The following is a 16,063-nucleotide window of genomic DNA, read 5'->3' as shown; positions in this document are numbered from 1 at the left end:
GAACTCACAATGTACCGGCGGCCTTGAGCCTGATGTACATGTCGGCCAGCTTCGGCGGCAGCTGGTGCGGTTCGGCGTCCACCACTTCCACGCCGTGCTGCCGAAGCTCGGTACTGATGGCCGCGCGCTGCAGCAGCGCCCGCTCTGCGGCGGCGGCGCGGAATACACCGGTGGCGTCGTCGCGTTCCTTGAGCATGGCACCGAGCTGGGGGTCCCGGACGGCTGCCACCACCACCACGTGCTGCCGGGCCAGCTGTGCCGCGACGGGAAGGAGGCCTTCCTCGGGTGCGCCGCCGTCCAGCGACGTCAGCAGGACCACCAGGGAACGGTGCGCGGAAACGGCGCGGACCTGGGCCGGGACCGCTGGCCAGTCCATCTCGATGAGTTCAGCCTCAAGCGGTGCCATCGCCTGGACCAGCTGGCCCAGGAGGTTCCCCTGCCCGGCAGAGCCCGCCCGGGCGCGGGTGCGGCGATCAAACGCCACGAAGTCCACGCGGTCCCCGCCCCGCTCGGCCAGCACACCCAGCAGGAGCGCCGCTTCCATGCCCGTGTCCAGGCGGGTTTCGTCGTCGATCCTTGCCGCCGAGGTCCGTGAGGTGTCCAGGACCATGACCACCCTTCGGTCCCGTTCAGGCCGCCACGTGCGCACCACCACCGCTGACCGGCGCGCGGTGGCCCGCCAGTCAATGGACCGGACGTCGTCTCCCCGGACGTAGTCCCGCAGTGAATCGAACTCGGTGCCCGCGCCGCGGATCTGCACCGCAGCCTTGCCGTCGAGCTCACGCAGTTTTCGCAGCTTTGACGGCAGGTGCCGCCGGGAATGGAAGGGAGGCAGCACCCGCAGCGAACCGGGGCAGTCAATGGTCCGCTGCCGCGCGGCCAGCAGCAGCGGGCCGAAAGAGCGAAGGGTGACGTGGGGTACTTTCAGGTCGCCCCGCCGGACCGGCCGCAGCCGGACGGTGACGCGCCTGCCTTCCCCGGCCGGGACGTCGATGTCCTGCACCGGATTCTGCGCTCCCGCGGAGGGCTGCCATGCGTCGCGAAGGACACCTCGGAGCCGCCGGCCGCCGTCGTTCTGCACCTTTAACACGGCGTCCGTACCCGCATGCAGCGTGACGTTGCCAGGCTCGGAACGCAGGACGTGCACCGGACGCAGGGAAGCCGCCAGCAGGAGGTCGACGGCGGCAAGGGCCGCCAGCGCGGCGGCCACCAGCAGCACCGTTCCCCAGCCCGGCAATGCCAGGACCGGCACGGAGCCCAGCAGCACCAGCAGCACGAAACGCCCGGAGACGGCCATCAGCGGGGAACGGGAACGGACGCCAGGATGCTGCCCAGCACGTCGTCCACGCGTACTCCGTCCATTTGGGCTTCAGGCTGCAGCGCCACGCGGTGCCGGAGGCAGGGGAGGGCCAGGGCCTTGACGTCGTCGGGGGTGACAAAGCTCCTGCCGGAGAGCCAGGCCCAGGACCGCGAAGTGTTCAGCAGCGCAGTGGCGCCGCGGGGCGAGACCCCAAGCAGGAATGAAGGTGCGGAGCGGGTGGCACGCACCAGGTCCACGATGTACGCGATGACTTCAGGGTCCACCGCCACGGAGGCCACCGCCTGCCGCGCCCGTGCCAGGTCCTCCGCACCTGCAACGGCGCGGACGCCGGCGGCGGTAAGGTCCCTCGGATCGAAGCCGGCGGCGTGGCGCCGGATGACTTCCATTTCGTCCTGGCGCCCTGGCAGCGGCATGGTCAGCTTGAGCAGGAACCGGTCAAGCTGCGCCTCAGGCAGCGGATAGGTGCCTTCGTACTCCACCGGGTTTTGGGTGGCAGCGACGAGGAACGGTCCGGGCAGCGGCCGGGACTCGCCGTCCACGGACACCTGCCGCTCCTCCATGGCTTCGAGCAGGGAAGCCTGCGTCTTGGGAGGCGTCCGGTTGATCTCGTCCGCCAGCAGGATGTTGGTGAAGACCGGCCCCTCCCGGAAGGTGAATTCCGAGGTGTGCGAGTCATAAACCAGCGAGCCCGTGATGTCGCCTGGCATCAGGTCCGGAGTGAACTGGACGCGCTTGGTGTCCAGGCTCAATGCGGCGGACAACGCGCGGACCAGCAGGGTTTTCGCGACCCCCGGAACGCCCTCCAGCAGCACGTGCCCCTGTGACAGCAGTGCGATCAACAGGCCGGTAACGGTGGCGTCCTGGCCCACCACGGCCTTTGCCACCTCACTGCGCACGTCCAGGAGTGCCTGCCGGGCGGAGTCATGTTCCATGTGGTCCAGGACCCGGGGGCCGCTGCCTTGCTCGCTCATCGCCTTTTGACTTCTTTCTCTAGGTTGTCCAGCTCCCGCGACCAGGCAACAAGCCTTGCCTCGGTCCGCGGATGTTCGTTGACGAGTTCGTGTATCTGCCGGGCCGGCTGGCCAAGGTGCCGTGCTGCGGCGTTGACCACCTGGTCGGCCGTGGCCCCGGCGCCCACCCGCAGGTGCCCTGCAAGCCGAACCAGGGTTCCGGCCCGAAGATTGTCCCGGGCCTGGTCCACGGCGCGGGAATCGTGGTAGAGCCGGGCCCTGCCCTCTGCTGTCTCCACTGCCTTGACCACCACAGGAAGGGGCTCAAACACCAGCGGGCCAAGGCGCCTGCCCCGCCAGGCTATTGCCGCGGCGGCCACCAGGGCGAGCCACGGCCCGAGGAAACGCACCCAGTCGGGTGCGAGTTCGTCGAGGGTCTGCGGGGAAGCGCCGGTTTCCAGGTCCTCGATGGTCGGGAGGTACCAGACCAGGTCAGGGGAGGTTCCGAGGGTGCGGATGGCCAGCGCAGCGTGGCCTAGATCGTCCAGCCGCCCGTTATTGAGGATGCCGGTGCTTCCCAGGACGGTGAGCCGCCCGTGACCCTCCACGGCAAGCACTCCGGCGGCAGAACCGGCAGGCCGGTAACAGGAGGTCCCGCCGTCGTAAATAAAGCCTGACTCGCCGGACACCGGTCCGGCTGCTTCCGCGTCAGGAAGGCTGCACCCGGGATCCAGCGCGGAGGAGGCGTCCGGGACCACCCCTGCCTGGCGGATGCTGCCGCTGAGCGCGGCCAGGGTCTGCAGCCTGGGCGAAACCAGCACCACACTCTCCGCGGACGCCGCCAGTTCCTGGAGCCGCGGCTCGTCGAGGAAGCCGCTCCTGTCGTACAACAGAAGGGTCGGGGAGGTTCCCGCCTCCAGCGCCGCCATGGCCGCCTCGAAGTTCCCGACGCCGTGGACCTTGACGCCGTGCCGGCCCAGGATCTGCGTGACGGCCCGGGCACCGTCCGGGCCGGCGTTGTTGAGGGACAGGGGAACGGCGTCACCTTTCGGAGCGAGCTGCGCCCAGAGAACCAGCGCCAGGGCTGCGCCGACGAGGGCCCACAGTGCGGCGAGGGCACGGTGCCGCCCCAGCCACCCCCACAGCCCCTTGGCTTTCCCGGTGCCGCTGTCCGGTGCAGCGCCCGGCTCAGGCACCTCGCGGGTTGAGGGTGCCGGAGACACGGCGGTCATGGGCGCGCCGCCGTGTGCGGCAGGGAATCCTGCCGGGCCTGCTCCTGTGGGGCCTGCTCCTGCTGGGCGGGGGTGCGGGCGGGCTTCATGGCTTCGAGGCTCTTGTCCAGGCTGGCCATTGCCTGGTAGTCGGCGGCGTCCGCCGCCAAGTTCCCGTACCGGATAGCGTCGAAGGTCCCTGCTGCCTTGCCCAGTCGGTCCGCTTCGGTACGGAACGGTGCAGCAAGCTCACGGACCACCTCGTCAGCCGTCCGTCCCGGCTGCGGATCCAGGATGGTGCGGTCCTCGGCAGAACGGACCAGCGCCCGGAAGCGGTCGACGACGGCGTCCCCCCACTTCCCGGCCGCAGCGGACGTTTCGGCGCGCTGCCGGTAATCCGCTGGCGTCAAGACGCTGTCAGGCTCAAAGACCTCCCCGGCCCGCCGCACTTTCGCATTCAGCCGGGGTTTGGCAATGATCACGGCGGCGGCGATGACCACGGCGATGACGATCCCAATGACCGGGCTGGGCACTGTGCTCCCGTCAGCCGCGGAACCGTCCAGCGACTGGAGCCAGTCCACGAAGCCCTTCCAGAGCTCCTCAAGCCAGCCCGGAGCAGCTTCGCGGTACTCCGGTTTAGCCAGTTCCTCGGCCGCCCACCGCCGGGCTTCCTCTGCCGCGGGCAGGACCGGGGGTTCAGCGGCCATCCGGCCATGCCCCCGCCACGGGTCCGGGTCCGGGGCTCCAGCCAGGCTGGCTCCAGCCTGGCGTGCCCCTTGCGTGGCCCCGGCCCGGAATGCCGTCCGGATCGGCGCCGGACTCCATCTGGCGGAGCAGTGAGATGTCCAGCCCGTCCTTCCTCATCCGGAGGTCCATGTAGACCAGTGCCATCACAGACGTCTGCAAGGCGTAGCCGAGGGCCCCGGCCAGCGCGCCGAGGATTGCTGTGATGACTCCGACTGCCACGGCGAGGGCCACCTCCTGCTCACTGCCGCCGTGCGGGGACAGGAAACCGGCCACCAGCGGGGGCAGCAGGCCTACCGGGATCATGACGATCTGGCTGGCGACGCCGACCAGAATGCCCACCACCAACGTGATCCCCAGGATCCGCCACCAGTTGGCCCGGGTCAGTTCCCATGACCGGCGGAGGCTGTCCAGCGCACCCAGCTCCTCAATCACGACCGCGGCCGGGGCTACCATCAGCTTCACGTAAATCCATACGTACAGGGCAACGAAACCGAGGAACAGGGGGATGAGCAGCAGGATCCCGATCCCTTCCATGCTTGCGATCAGCGCGACGGCCAACGCTGCGGGGACAAGCATCGCCAGCAGGCCGGCGGCCATCAGCAAGGCAGCAAGCCGGACCAGGGCTCCGACCCGCGGGCGGGCAAGCGACCACATCTGCTTGAAACTGGTGGGCCGGTTGAGGATGGACCGGGCCACCGGCACCACCATGGCGCCCTGCAGGACGGAGGCAATGAAGAGGCTGAGGACGGCCACCAGCAGCATGGCGGCCACGAACCCCAGGCCGAGGGTTGCCAGATCGGCATCAGTGGCGCTGTTTGCCCAGCCTTCGATGGAGCCCGCCGAAGTTGCCGTGGCCGCAGTGAGGACAGCGGTAAGGATGGCGGCGAGGGATTGCGCCAGCAGGGAAGCGCCCAGCATGGCCTTCGCGTTCCGCCGGATCACCTGGAAGGACCCGTCCATGATTTCCCCGAACATCAGGGGACGCAGCGGGACTATGCCCGGCTTCGGGGGAGCAACATACCGCGGCTGGCCGTAGGGAGGGCCCTGGTTCGGAAAGTGCTGGCTGGGATACCGGGGCTGCGGCAACCCGGGATAGGCAGAACCGGGCTGCCCCCAAGGCTGCTGCGGCGAGGGCTGTTGAAACGGCGGCGGCCCCCAAGGCTGCTGCGCCGAAGGCGGTTGCCACGACGGCGGCCCCCACGGGTTCCGGGCCGGCGGTTGCTGCTCCGGAGGTTGTTGCCCGGACGGCTGTTGTCCCGATGGCTGCGGTCCTGGCGGCTGGTGGCCGGAAGGGTGCCGCCAGGCAGCCTGCCGGTCCTGAGGCTCCTGCGCGTCCGAATCCTGTGGTGACACCGATGTTCCTTCCCCCGTACCAGTGCGCCGTCAGCCAGGCGCCCGCTCCATTGACGCAGGCGCGGCGCGCCAACGCACGGCGTGGCACCAGCCTATAGTTCCGGCGTCGGGCATCCTAGCGCCCCGCCATGCCGGAGGGCGTCCAATAGGACAAAGCCATCCTCATAAGGGAATATATAGCTATGAAGGCACGCATTCTGGTGGTAGATGATGACGAAGCGCTGGCCGAAATGATTGGAATTGTTCTCCGCAACGACGGCTTCGAGCCCGTCTTCTGCGCGGACGGCGCCCAGGCGCTGGACGTTTTCCGGTCATCCCGGCCGGACCTTGTGTTGCTGGACCTCATGCTTCCCGGTGTGGACGGCATCGAGGTCTGCCGGCAGGTCCGCGCGGAGTCCGATGTTCCCATTGTCATGCTCACCGCCAAGTCAGATACGTCCGACGTCGTCCGCGGACTCGAGTCCGGCGCCGATGACTACGTGCCCAAGCCGTTCAAGCCGGCGGAACTCGTGGCCCGCGTCCGTGCACGGCTCCGACCCGGTGACCAGAAAGCGCCCGAAACGTTGCGCATCGCGGACATCACCATTGATGTCGCCGGGCACACCGTCAGCCGGGGCAATGAGCGGATCTCTCTGACGCCCCTGGAGTTTGACCTCCTGGTGGCGCTCGCCCGGAAGCCTTGGCAGGTGTTCACCCGCGAACTGCTGCTCGAGCAGGTCTGGGGCTACCGGCACGCTGCCGATACGCGCCTTGTGAACGTCCATGTCCAGCGGCTTCGTTCCAAGATCGAGCAGGATCCGGAAGCTCCGGAAGTCGTATTGACGGTGCGTGGTGTCGGCTACAAAGCAGGGGCCTGAACCCGCGTCGCAAGGCGGTACACCCGGTACGGGCGTGCCAGCTTCCGCGAACCCCGCTCCGGGGGAAACTTCCGGGCACCACAGCAGCGGCACCGGGCCGCCGCCTCCCCCCGAACACACGGACGCCATCAGCCTGCGGGGCCTGACGTTCCGCGCCCATCTCTGGCAGCGGCGGTCCCTGATTGTCAGCCTGCGCGTTGCGCGGCTGGTCAAGACCGGAGTCCGCCGGTTCCTGCCGGCGCTGCGGTACGTCGGACGTTCCCTCCACCGCCGGTGGCGCCGGTCCCTGCAGTTCCGGACTGTCCTCACCACCCTGCTCCTGGCCGTCACCTCCTTCGCTGTGGTGGGCGCGTACCTGTCCAACCAGATTGCCAACAACCTCTTCCAGGAGCGGTTGACGCAGGCCGAGTCGGAGACCCGCTACAACGTCAAGCAGGTGCAGGACACGTTCGACGGCGCGCAGGTCACCGACCAGGCCAGCGTGATCACCCTCGTTTACGACACCCTGAACGCCGTGGAGGGCCGCGGGTCGGTCATCCAGCGCAGGTACGTCTTCGAGGCCGTGCCTGAACAGACCAAACCGCGGAACCGCTGGGTCGAATCCCGGGCCTCCGACCAGTTGACCGTCAGCGTCATTCCGCCGGCGCTTCGCAAGGCCGTGCAGGAATCCGGGAAGGACCAGTACTGGGCATCCACGGTCATCCCGGTCGGCACCGAGGACCGGCCAGGCATTGCCGTGGGCAACAAAGTGACCTTCAACGGCACCGTCTACGAGCTCTACCTTATTTACGACCTGAATACCGCCCAGAAGACGCTGGACGAGATCCAGAGCGTCCTGTGGGCGGGCGGTGCGGTGCTGGTGCTCCTGATCGGAGCCGTCGCCTGGTATGTCACGCGGAACGTGGTCAGCCCGGTCAGCCACGCCGCCATGGTCTCCGAGAAGCTCGCCGCGGGCCAGCTGCAGGAGCGGATGGTGGTCCGGGGTGAAGATGAAGTGGCCCGCCTCGGCGCCTCCTTCAACCACATGGCAGCCAGCCTCCAGGAACAGATCACCCAGCTGGCAACCCTCTCCCAGATGCAGCAGCGCTTCGTCTCGGACGTCTCCCACGAGTTGCGGACACCGCTGACCACCGTCCGGATGGCTGCGGAGGTCCTGTACGACGCCCGGCACGATTTCGACCCCATCAACAAGCGTTCGGCGGAACTGCTCTACAACCAGGTGGAGCGTTTCCAGTCGCTCCTCTCGGACCTGCTGGAGATCTCCAGGTTCGACGCCGGTGTGGCGGTACTGGATGCGGAAGCGGAGGACATCCTGCAGGTGATCGCCCACGCCATCGAGGGTGCGGCCCCGGTGGCTGCCGAATATGGTTCCGAGATTGTCCTCAGGGCACCGGAGGGTGCCGTCATCGTGGAAATGGATGCCCGCCGTATCGACAGGATCCTGCGGAACCTGATCCTCAACGCCGTGGAACACGGCGAAGGTAAGCCAGTCACTGTCACCGTGGCGGCCAGCCAGACCGCCGTCGGGATTGCCGTCCGGGACCAGGGGATCGGAATGGATCCCGCGGAAGCGGCGCGCGTCTTTGACCGTTTCTGGCGGGCAGACCCTGCGCGGGCGCGCACTACCGGCGGAAGCGGCCTCGGCCTGTCCATCGCCATGGAAGACACCAAACTGCACAACGGCTGGCTCCAGGCGTGGGGCAGGAAGGGAAGCGGCGCCAACTTCCGGCTGACGCTGCCGCTCCGCCAAGGAGAAGAGATCGACAAGTCGCCGGTCCAGCTGGAGCCGGAGGACATCACCCTTCCCGGTGAGCCGCGCTCAGAGAACATACTCGTCCTGGAAACGGGTGCCGCGTCGCTTGCTCCGGCATCGTCCCCGAAGGAGGGAAAATGATCGGTCGCGCCGGCCGCCGGGCCAAGCTGCCTGCTTCACTGCTGGTCCTCCTGCTGGTGCTGCTGGCCGGCTGCGCCCGTATTCCCACCTCGGGGCCGGTGGGCAAAAGCAGCGAAGGCAGCGCGGGCAACGTCAGCGCGCCGGTGTTCCTGCCGGCAGCTCCCCAACCGGGTGCCTTGCCGGAAACCATCATCGATTACTTCTACCGGGCAGGCAGCGGCTATGAGGACGACTACGCTGTGGCACGCCAGTACCTGACCCAGGCCGCCTCGGTGTCCTGGAAGCCGGACCAGCGGGCGCTCGTCTACCGGGAGGCGCGGGTGGTGGCAACGGGAAACGAGAACGTCTACAACTACGAGCTGGATGTCGCCTACACCGTGGATGCGGACGGCATCGCCACACAGTCGCCGGAGGGAACCATTGAGAATATCCCGGTGACTCTTACCCAGGTGGATGGTGAATGGCGTATTTCAGGCCTCCCGGACGGCACCGCCATTGCTGAGGAAACCTTCAAGGTGATTTACGGGGCTTACCCCATCTACTTCTACGACCCCACATTCACGTTCGCTGTCCCGGACGTCCGCTGGTTCATCAAGAACAAGACCGTCAAGGCGATGACCAGCGCACTGCTGGCAGGGCCGGCGCCGTACCTGCGCGGGGCGGTGGCGAGTGCCTTTCCGTCCGGCATCAAGCTCGCGCGGGAGTCGGTCCCCGTCGTCTCAGGGGCTGCGCAGGTGGACCTGACGGCCAAGGAACTGATGGAGACGTCCCCGGAGGACCGGCTCCGGATGCAGATGCAGCTGACGCTGACGTTCCGCAGCCAGCCCGACGTCGTCAATGTCGAGCTGCGCGCCAACCAGGACCTGGTGCGGGTGGAAGACAACGGAGCCGTCCTCCCGCCGGTCCAGGACAAGAGCGTGCCGTCCCGCCAGATTGCCATCAGCGGCAACGAGCTGGTGCGGTACGAGAACAACAGGGTTTCGCCGCTTCCGGACATGCAGCCCGTATCATCGTTCGCGCCGCGGTTCCCCGCGGAGTCCCCGGTTTCGCAGACGGCCGCTTTCCTCAACGAAAGCCGCACGACGCTGTACAGCATCAGTCCCGGGCAACCCGCCCGGGCCCTGACCACGAGGAGCACCCTGAGCAGGCCATCCTTCGGCCTCAGTGAATGGGTGTGGTCGGCAGGTCCGGGTGCCACGGGCGGCACTGAAGTTGTGGCGTTCCGCCCGGCCGGGATTGCGGAGGGCGCCGCCGTTCCAACTGTCACCCTGTCGCCCGCATGGCTGGCTGGAAGGACAGTCAAGGAGTTCCGGATTTCCAGGGAAGGGGTCCGGGCGCTGGTGATTTCGGAGCAGAACGGCAAAACCAGGGTTCAGGTAACCGGAATCATCCGGGGCGCCGACGGCACCCCGCGGGAGCTGACACCGCCGGCCACCTTGGCCACCGGCAGCGATCCGGACCAGGGCGTCTGGGTCACGGATACAACTGTTGCCGTGATGAAGGCATCAGCGGGGCAGAACGTCACCCCGGAACTGCTGTCCCTCACCTCCGGGCAGCCGCAGCAGCTGGCACCGTGGCCAGGCCTCGTGGCCCTCAGCGCGGGCAACGGGGCTGAGGAAATCTATGCACAGTCGGCTGAAGGGATTTTCCAGCGGCTTGGTAACGGCTGGTCTCCGCAGATCAAGGGCCCGATCGATCCGGCATTTCCCGGCTGAGAACCGCGGCCGGACATCGTGGCCGGCAGTAGCGCTTCGGGGCACTGTCCACATAGCGCGCCTGCCCGCTGCGCGGCGACGGGGCGCAGGCCGAAGATGGTGGGGTGAGCCGCAGACCCTCAGCCGGCGGGCGGGCCGTGACAGGTGTCCGGCTCGATCCCGACCTTGACCCGCCCGACGGAATTGCCGCCCGGCACCGCTCAGACCACGGCAGCGCCTTCCTCCGGTTCACCGACCAGCTCACGGGAGCGGCGGCGGACCTCCTGTCGCTTGCTGTTCCGGTTGACTGCGTCAGCTGCGGCGCGGAAGACCGGGCGCTCTGCATCCCCTGTGATCGTCGCATCCGGCACCTCACCGCAGCCCCGTTCCGGGCAGAAAGCGGAGCGCCGGCACTCATGGATGTGGACGGGTCGGTGCTGCTTCCGGTGGTGGCTGCCGGCGTCTACCGCGAAGAGCTCGCGCAGGCCCTGCTTTCGTTCAAGAGGCACGGCCAGCAGCAGCTCAAGCGAAGCCTGGGCCGCGCGCTCGCCGGGGCGGTTCGCGCAGCCGCCGAGGGCTCCGGAGAGATCTGCCTCGTCCCCGTGCCCACCAGCACCAAGGCCTACCTGAATCGGGGTTTCAGCCCTGTCCACCTGCTGCTGGCCGGGGCCTCGCAGCAGCTTGCAGGGTTGCCTGTCGCAGATGTCCTCGCCAAGGCCGGCGGGTCCGTCCTGCAGCTGCCGGGCGGCCAAAAAGGCCTGGGCCGGGGCGCCCGGGCGCAGCGGGTGCGCGGTTCCATGCGGGTCTCCAGGCGGGGGCGGGCAAAGGTGGCCGGGCGCCGCTGCGTCATCATCGACGACGTCCTGACCACCGGCTCCACGCTGGCCGAAGCAGCCCGCGCGCTCCATGCATCAGGGGCACAGGTAACGGGTGCCGTCGTCCTCGCTGCGACACGCCCGCCGGACGCCGAGGGCCACGGCGCCCCACTCCCGAAGACCCGCGGAAGCCGCCATGACTTAGAAAAAAATAAACCAAGAAAGGATGAATAACGGGTGCCTATGAACTAACGTCGGTGGTGGGTACCAAGAACAGAATGTACCTTTCGATGGCGGCTCGGAGAGGGGCTCGACTGTCACACAGATCGGCCCAGGGAAGCGCCGCCGTCGTGTCACCGAAGTCATTTGGAGGGCACCATGGAGTTTATGATCAGCGGACGAAATCTGACAGTCTCAGACCGGTTCCGTGAATATGCCGGGGAAAAGATTTCGAAAATCGAGTCGCTTGGGGACAAGGTCCAGCGGGTGGACGCGAAAGTCTCGAAGGAGACCAATGCCCGGCAGACCGGCGACCAGCTGACCGTTGAGGTGACGGTGCTGGGCCGGGGACCCGTGATTCGTGCCGAAGCCAGCGCCGCTGACAAGTTCGCGGCCTTTGATCTTGCCTACAACAAACTGCTTGAACGGCTCCGTCGGGCCAAGGACCGCAAGAAGGTCCACCATGGACGGCACACCCCTAAGGCTGTCCGGGAAGCGACGGCCACCCTGGAACCCGCCAGCACGCAAGAACCGCTTTATGTCGAGGCCAGCCACCGGAATGAGGCCGTCGCCGCCCCCGAGGACAAGTCTCCCTACGATGTTGAAAACGACATCCCGGCCGGCAACTCGCCCGTCCTGATCCGGCGCAAGGTTTTTCCTGCCGCCTCCCTCTCCCTCGACGACGCCGTGGACAACATGGAACTTGTGGGCCATGATTTCTACCTTTTCGTGGACAAGGCCACCAACACGCCGTCGGTCGTGTACCGGCGCCGCGGCTGGACCTACGGGGTCATCACGCTGGATCACGAGTGCGAACCCGGAGACACCGTGGTGGAGGAAAAGGTCATTGCGTACCGTTCGGACGACGCCGCCGCAAACGCGTAGGGTGGTTGACACCATCCACAGAGAGGACTGAAGTGTCAGCGACGCTGAGCCTGGACCAGGCACGGCGGATCGCTTTGGCAGCCCAGGGACTCGACAAAGGACGGCCCACCGGCCCCGTGACCTCACGGGCGGTGGGCCGCACCTTTGCCCGGATCCAGCTCGTCCAGATCGATTCCGTGAACGTCGTCTCCCGGAGCCACCTCCTGCCCTTCTTTTCGCGGCTGGGAAACTACGACCGAACCATCCTCCAGCGAATGACCGCCGTCCATCCGCGGCGCATGGTGGAGTACTGGGCACACGAAGCGAGCTACATCCGCCCGGAGCACTACGCGGACCTCCTCCTGTGGCAGAAGCGCTCCTGGGTCGGCGCCTCCCGCATGGACCCTGACCTTCGCGCCGCAATCGCAGGGAAGATCCTGGACACGCTGGCACGCTCCCGGCCCCTGACCGCGGCCCAGCTGACTGCCAGGATGGGCCACGTCGAGGAGAAGGAGACTGCCAACTGGGGCTGGAACTGGAACGCCGTCAAACGGGTGCTCGAGCACCTGTTCGAGGAAGGCGTGGTCTCCGCGGCAGCGCGGACGGAGCAGTTCGAGCGCAGGTACACGTTGACATCCAGGGTGCTGCCGGAGTTGTCCGGGCCGGCGACAGGCGACGCCGGTCCAGCGGAAGCGATGCACCGGCTGATCGACGCCGCTGCCCAGGCACATGGCATCGGCACCGTACGTTGTTTCGCGGATTACTTCCGCACCCCTCCGAAGGCCGCGGCGGCCGCCGTCGAACATCTGGTGCGGATGGGCAGGCTGGAACGCGTCACAGTTCCGGGCTGGGAGCGTGATGTCTTCCGCCATGTCGAAGCGAGGTTGCCTCGGCGCGCCACCGGCCGCGCCTTGCTGAGTCCGTTCGACTCCCTGGTGTTCGAACGCCGGCGGCTTGAGGAACTGTTCGGCTTCCACTACCGGATCGAGATTTACACGCCCGAACACAAGAGGCGCTACGGGTATTACGTCCTTCCCTTCCTCCTCCGCGACAGGATCGTGGCCCGTGTGGACCTGAAGGCGGACCGCCAACGCGGGATCCTGCTGGCGAGGTCCGCCTTCGCGGAGCCTTACGCCCCGCCGGACACCGCCGTCGAACTCGCTGCGGAGCTTCGGCTCATGGCCGACTGGCTCGGCCTGTCCGAAGTGGACGTCTTCCCGGTTGGAGACCTCTCCGGGAGCCTCGCCGCGGCGGTCAGCGGCAGGGGAGTATCCGCTCTGAGGGAACAAACGGGGCTCGCGGCGGCGTCTCTCCCGTAGACTAAAAACGCCAGAATTCGGCGGCATGAGACTGGGAGCATCTTCACGTGGCATCACTTATCGAAAAACTTCTCCGCACCGGTGACAAAAAAACACTCCGGCAGCTGAGGAACTATGCCGACTCCATCAATGCCCTGGAAGACTCCTTCAAGACCTTCACGGATGCCGAACTCCGGGAAGAAACTGCCCGGCTCCGCGAACGCCACCAGGATGGCGAGGAGCTGGATGACCTGCTTCCGGAGGCTTTTGCCGCAGTCCGCGAAGCTTCGTCACGGACCCTGGGGATGCGCCACTTCGATGTCCAGTTGATGGGTGGTGCCGCCCTGCACCTGGGCAACATCGCGGAAATGAAGACCGGCGAAGGCAAGACCCTGGTGGCGACCGCTCCCGCCTACCTGAACGCGTTGACCGGCAAGGGTGTCCACGTGGTCACCGTTAACGACTACCTCGCCGAATACCAGTCCGACCTCATGGGCCGCGTCTACCGTTTCCTTGGTTTGACCAGCGGGTGCATCCTGGCCAACCAGGACCCGGCGGTCCGGCGCCAGCAGTACGCCGCGGACATCACGTACGGCACCAACAACGAGTTCGGTTTCGACTACCTCCGCGACAACATGGCGTGGGACAGGAACGAGCTCGTCCAGCGCGGGCACAACTTCGCCATCGTTGACGAGGTGGACTCGATCCTCATCGATGAGGCGCGTACCCCGCTCATCATCTCCGGCCCCGCGCAGGGGGACACAAACCGCTGGTACAGCGAATTTGCCAAAGTGGTCCAGCGGCTGCAGCCGGAGAAGGATTACGAGGTCGACGAGAAGAAGCGCACCGTCGGCGTCCTGGAGAGCGGCATCGAAAAGGTGGAGGACTACCTCGGCATCCAGAACCTGTACGAGTCCGCGAACACGCCCCTCATCGGGTTCCTTAACAACGCCATCAAGGCCAAGGAACTGTTCAAGCGGGACAAGGACTACGTCATCCTGGACGGTGAAGTGCTGATTGTCGACGAGCACACCGGCCGCATCCTGGCCGGCCGGCGCTACAACGAGGGCATGCACCAGGCGATCGAGGCCAAGGAAGGCGTCGAGATCAAGGCTGAGAACCAGACCCTGGCCACCGTTACGCTGCAGAACTACTTCCGCATGTACGACAAGCTCTCGGGCATGACCGGCACCGCCGAAACCGAGGCGGCCGAGTTCATGAGCACCTACAAGCTGGGCGTAGTGGCCATTCCGACAAACCGGGACATGCAGCGCATCGACCAGCCGGACCTCGTCTACAAGAATGAAACGGTCAAGTTCGACGCCGTTGTGCGGGACATTGCCGAACGCCACGAAAAGGGCCAGCCTGTCCTGGTGGGCACCACCAGCGTTGAAAAGAGCGAATACCTCTCCCGGCTCCTTGCCAAGGAAGGCATTCGCCACGAGGTCCTCAACGCGAAGAACCATGCACGCGAAGCCGCCATCGTTGCCCAGGCGGGCCGAAAGGGTGCCGTCACGGTGGCAACCAACATGGCCGGCCGCGGTACCGACATCATGCTCGGCGGCAACGCTGAGTTTACCGCTGTGGCCGAGCTCGCGAAGCGCGGACTGGACCCTGGAGAGAACTCCGAGGAGTACGAGTCCCAGTGGCCCGCCGCCCTTGAGGCTGCCAAGCAGTCCGTCAAGGACGAGCATGAAGAAGTCCTGGATCTCGGCGGACTCTACGTCCTCGGCACCGAGCGCCACGAATCACGCCGCATCGACAACCAGCTCCGCGGACGTTCCGGCCGCCAGGGCGATCCCGGCGAATCCCGGTTCTACCTGTCGTTGACCGATGACCTCATGCGGCTCTTCAACTCAGGGGCGGCGGAACGGCTCATGAACAGCTCCGTGCCCGACGACGTCGCACTGGAATCGAAGCTGGTGTCCCGGGCAATCGCCTCCGCCCAGGGGCAGGTTGAGGGCCGCAACGCCGAACAGCGCAAGAACGTCCTGAAGTACGACGACGTCCTTAACCGCCAGCGAGAAGCGATCTACAGCGACAGGCGCCGGATCCTCGAAGGCGACGACCTGCATGAGAAAGTACAGTTCTTCGTCGAAGACACCATCACCGCTTTCATCGACGCCGCAACGGCCGAAGGTAACGGGGACGACTGGGACTACAACCTGCTCTGGACCAACCTCAAGACGCTCTACCCTGTCAGCGTTACTCCGGACGAGATCATCGAGGAAGCCGGCGGGAAGTCCAGGCTCACTGTTGAGTTCCTGAAAGAGGAGCTGTTGTCCGACGCACGGCTGGTGTACCAGGCGCGCGAGGAAGCCATCGGCTCCGAAAGCATGCGGGAACTTGAGCGCCGGGTGGTCCTCTCCGTCATTGGACGGAAGTGGCAGGAACACCTGTATGAGATGGACTACCTCAAAGAGGGCATTGGCCTGCGCGCCATGGCACAGCGTGATCCCCTCGTGGAGTACCAGCGTGAAGGCTTCCTCCTGTTCCAGAGCATGATGGAAGCCATCCGCGAAGAGAGCGTGGGGTTCCTGTTCAATCTCGAAGTGGAAGTCACTCCTGCCCAGGACGTGGTGGTGCCGGATGCACAGGGCGGACACACCGAGCATGTCGAACCGCAGGTACGGGCCGCCGGTCTGGAAGCTCCGGAAAAGCCTGCCCAGCTGCAGTACACGGCTCCGAGCGAAACCGGTGGCACGCAGACCAGGGTAGAGACCCGTTCCTCCGGCCGTTCCGGAAATCCGGCCAAGGCGGCCGCGCAGGATGCGGCAAAGCGCCCCGCAAAGAAAAAGCGCCGCTGACCACAGAAGGACCTGCCTGCCGGCCGCGGTGCC

The 16,063-nt window shown here is 66.6% G+C and carries 12 protein-coding genes; 7 read left to right on the top strand and 5 right to left on the bottom strand.

The window, feature by feature from the left end; all coding sequences use genetic code 11:
• Positions 1-4: 4 nt before the first annotated feature.
• From ACQ3DC_RS01215 to ACQ3DC_RS01195, 5 genes are read right to left on the bottom strand one after another with little or no spacing between them, the layout of a single operon-like run.
• Complete coding sequence (locus tag ACQ3DC_RS01215; protein ID WP_430751357.1) at positions 5-1,297, bottom strand: DUF58 domain-containing protein; 1,293 nt, start codon at positions 1,295-1,297, stop codon at positions 5-7.
• The gene (locus ACQ3DC_RS01210) at positions 1,297-2,292 is read right to left on the bottom strand and encodes an AAA family ATPase (RefSeq protein ID WP_157241756.1); all 996 of its coding nucleotides are present in this window, start codon (positions 2,290-2,292) and stop codon (positions 1,297-1,299) included. Before ACQ3DC_RS01210 ends, ACQ3DC_RS01215 begins: the two co-directional genes overlap by 1 nt.
• Entirely contained in the window at positions 2,289-3,503 is a 1,215-nt protein-coding gene (locus ACQ3DC_RS01205) for a DUF4350 domain-containing protein (protein WP_430751356.1), read from the bottom strand. Before ACQ3DC_RS01205 ends, ACQ3DC_RS01210 begins: the two co-directional genes overlap by 4 nt.
• A complete protein-coding gene (locus tag ACQ3DC_RS01200) occupies positions 3,500-4,189 on the bottom strand; it encodes a DUF4129 domain-containing protein (protein ID WP_430751355.1) in 690 nt (229 codons plus the stop codon). Before ACQ3DC_RS01200 ends, ACQ3DC_RS01205 begins: the two co-directional genes overlap by 4 nt.
• Positions 4,179-5,204 carry a hypothetical protein gene (locus ACQ3DC_RS01195; RefSeq protein ID WP_323056584.1) on the bottom strand — a complete coding sequence of 342 codons (1,026 nt, stop codon included), beginning with the start codon at positions 5,202-5,204 and terminating at the stop codon, positions 4,179-4,181. The genes ACQ3DC_RS01200 and ACQ3DC_RS01195 overlap by 11 nt, the downstream gene beginning before the upstream one ends.
• A 560-nt stretch (positions 5,205-5,764) precedes the next feature.
• Here ACQ3DC_RS01195 and mtrA point away from each other — a divergent pair.
• The 7 genes from mtrA to secA all read left to right on the top strand — a co-directional run bounded on the left by mtrA (position 5,765) and on the right by secA (position 16,030).
• Positions 5,765-6,439: an MtrAB system response regulator MtrA gene (gene mtrA, locus ACQ3DC_RS01190; RefSeq protein WP_102974915.1), complete on the top strand. Its 675-nt coding sequence runs from the start codon at positions 5,765-5,767 to the stop codon at positions 6,437-6,439.
• Between the two features lie 142 nt (positions 6,440-6,581).
• Positions 6,582-8,333 (top strand): MtrAB system histidine kinase MtrB, encoded by a 1,752-nt coding sequence (gene mtrB / locus ACQ3DC_RS01185; RefSeq protein ID WP_157243075.1) that lies wholly within the window; start codon positions 6,582-6,584, stop codon positions 8,331-8,333.
• Positions 8,330-10,048: an LpqB family beta-propeller domain-containing protein gene (locus ACQ3DC_RS01180; protein ID WP_430751354.1), complete on the top strand. Its 1,719-nt coding sequence runs from the start codon at positions 8,330-8,332 to the stop codon at positions 10,046-10,048. Before mtrB ends, ACQ3DC_RS01180 begins: the two co-directional genes overlap by 4 nt.
• Positions 10,049-10,152: 104 nt before the next feature.
• Positions 10,153-11,076 carry a ComF family protein gene (locus tag ACQ3DC_RS01175; RefSeq protein ID WP_430751353.1) on the top strand — a complete coding sequence of 308 codons (924 nt, stop codon included), beginning with the start codon at positions 10,153-10,155 and terminating at the stop codon, positions 11,074-11,076.
• A gap of 144 nt (positions 11,077-11,220) precedes the next feature.
• Positions 11,221-11,946 carry a ribosome hibernation-promoting factor, HPF/YfiA family gene (gene hpf / locus ACQ3DC_RS01170; RefSeq protein WP_157241760.1) on the top strand — a complete coding sequence of 242 codons (726 nt, stop codon included), beginning with the start codon at positions 11,221-11,223 and terminating at the stop codon, positions 11,944-11,946.
• Between the two features lie 32 nt (positions 11,947-11,978).
• Entirely contained in the window at positions 11,979-13,244 is a 1,266-nt protein-coding gene (locus tag ACQ3DC_RS01165) for a winged helix-turn-helix domain-containing protein (protein WP_430751352.1), read from the top strand.
• Positions 13,245-13,291: 47 nt separating this feature from the next.
• Positions 13,292-16,030, top strand: coding sequence for a preprotein translocase subunit SecA (secA, locus tag ACQ3DC_RS01160; protein ID WP_430751351.1), 2,739 nt, complete (start codon positions 13,292-13,294; stop codon positions 16,028-16,030).
• The last annotated feature ends 33 nt before the right edge of the window (positions 16,031-16,063 follow it).

Origin of the sequence: Paenarthrobacter sp. NEAU-H11, from assembly GCF_050573415.1 — a bacterium.
In the GTDB taxonomy this organism is placed as follows: domain Bacteria; phylum Actinomycetota; class Actinomycetes; order Actinomycetales; family Micrococcaceae; genus Arthrobacter.
Note: the sequence above shows the minus strand (reverse complement) of the source record. Positions and strands in the feature narration are given on the sequence as shown.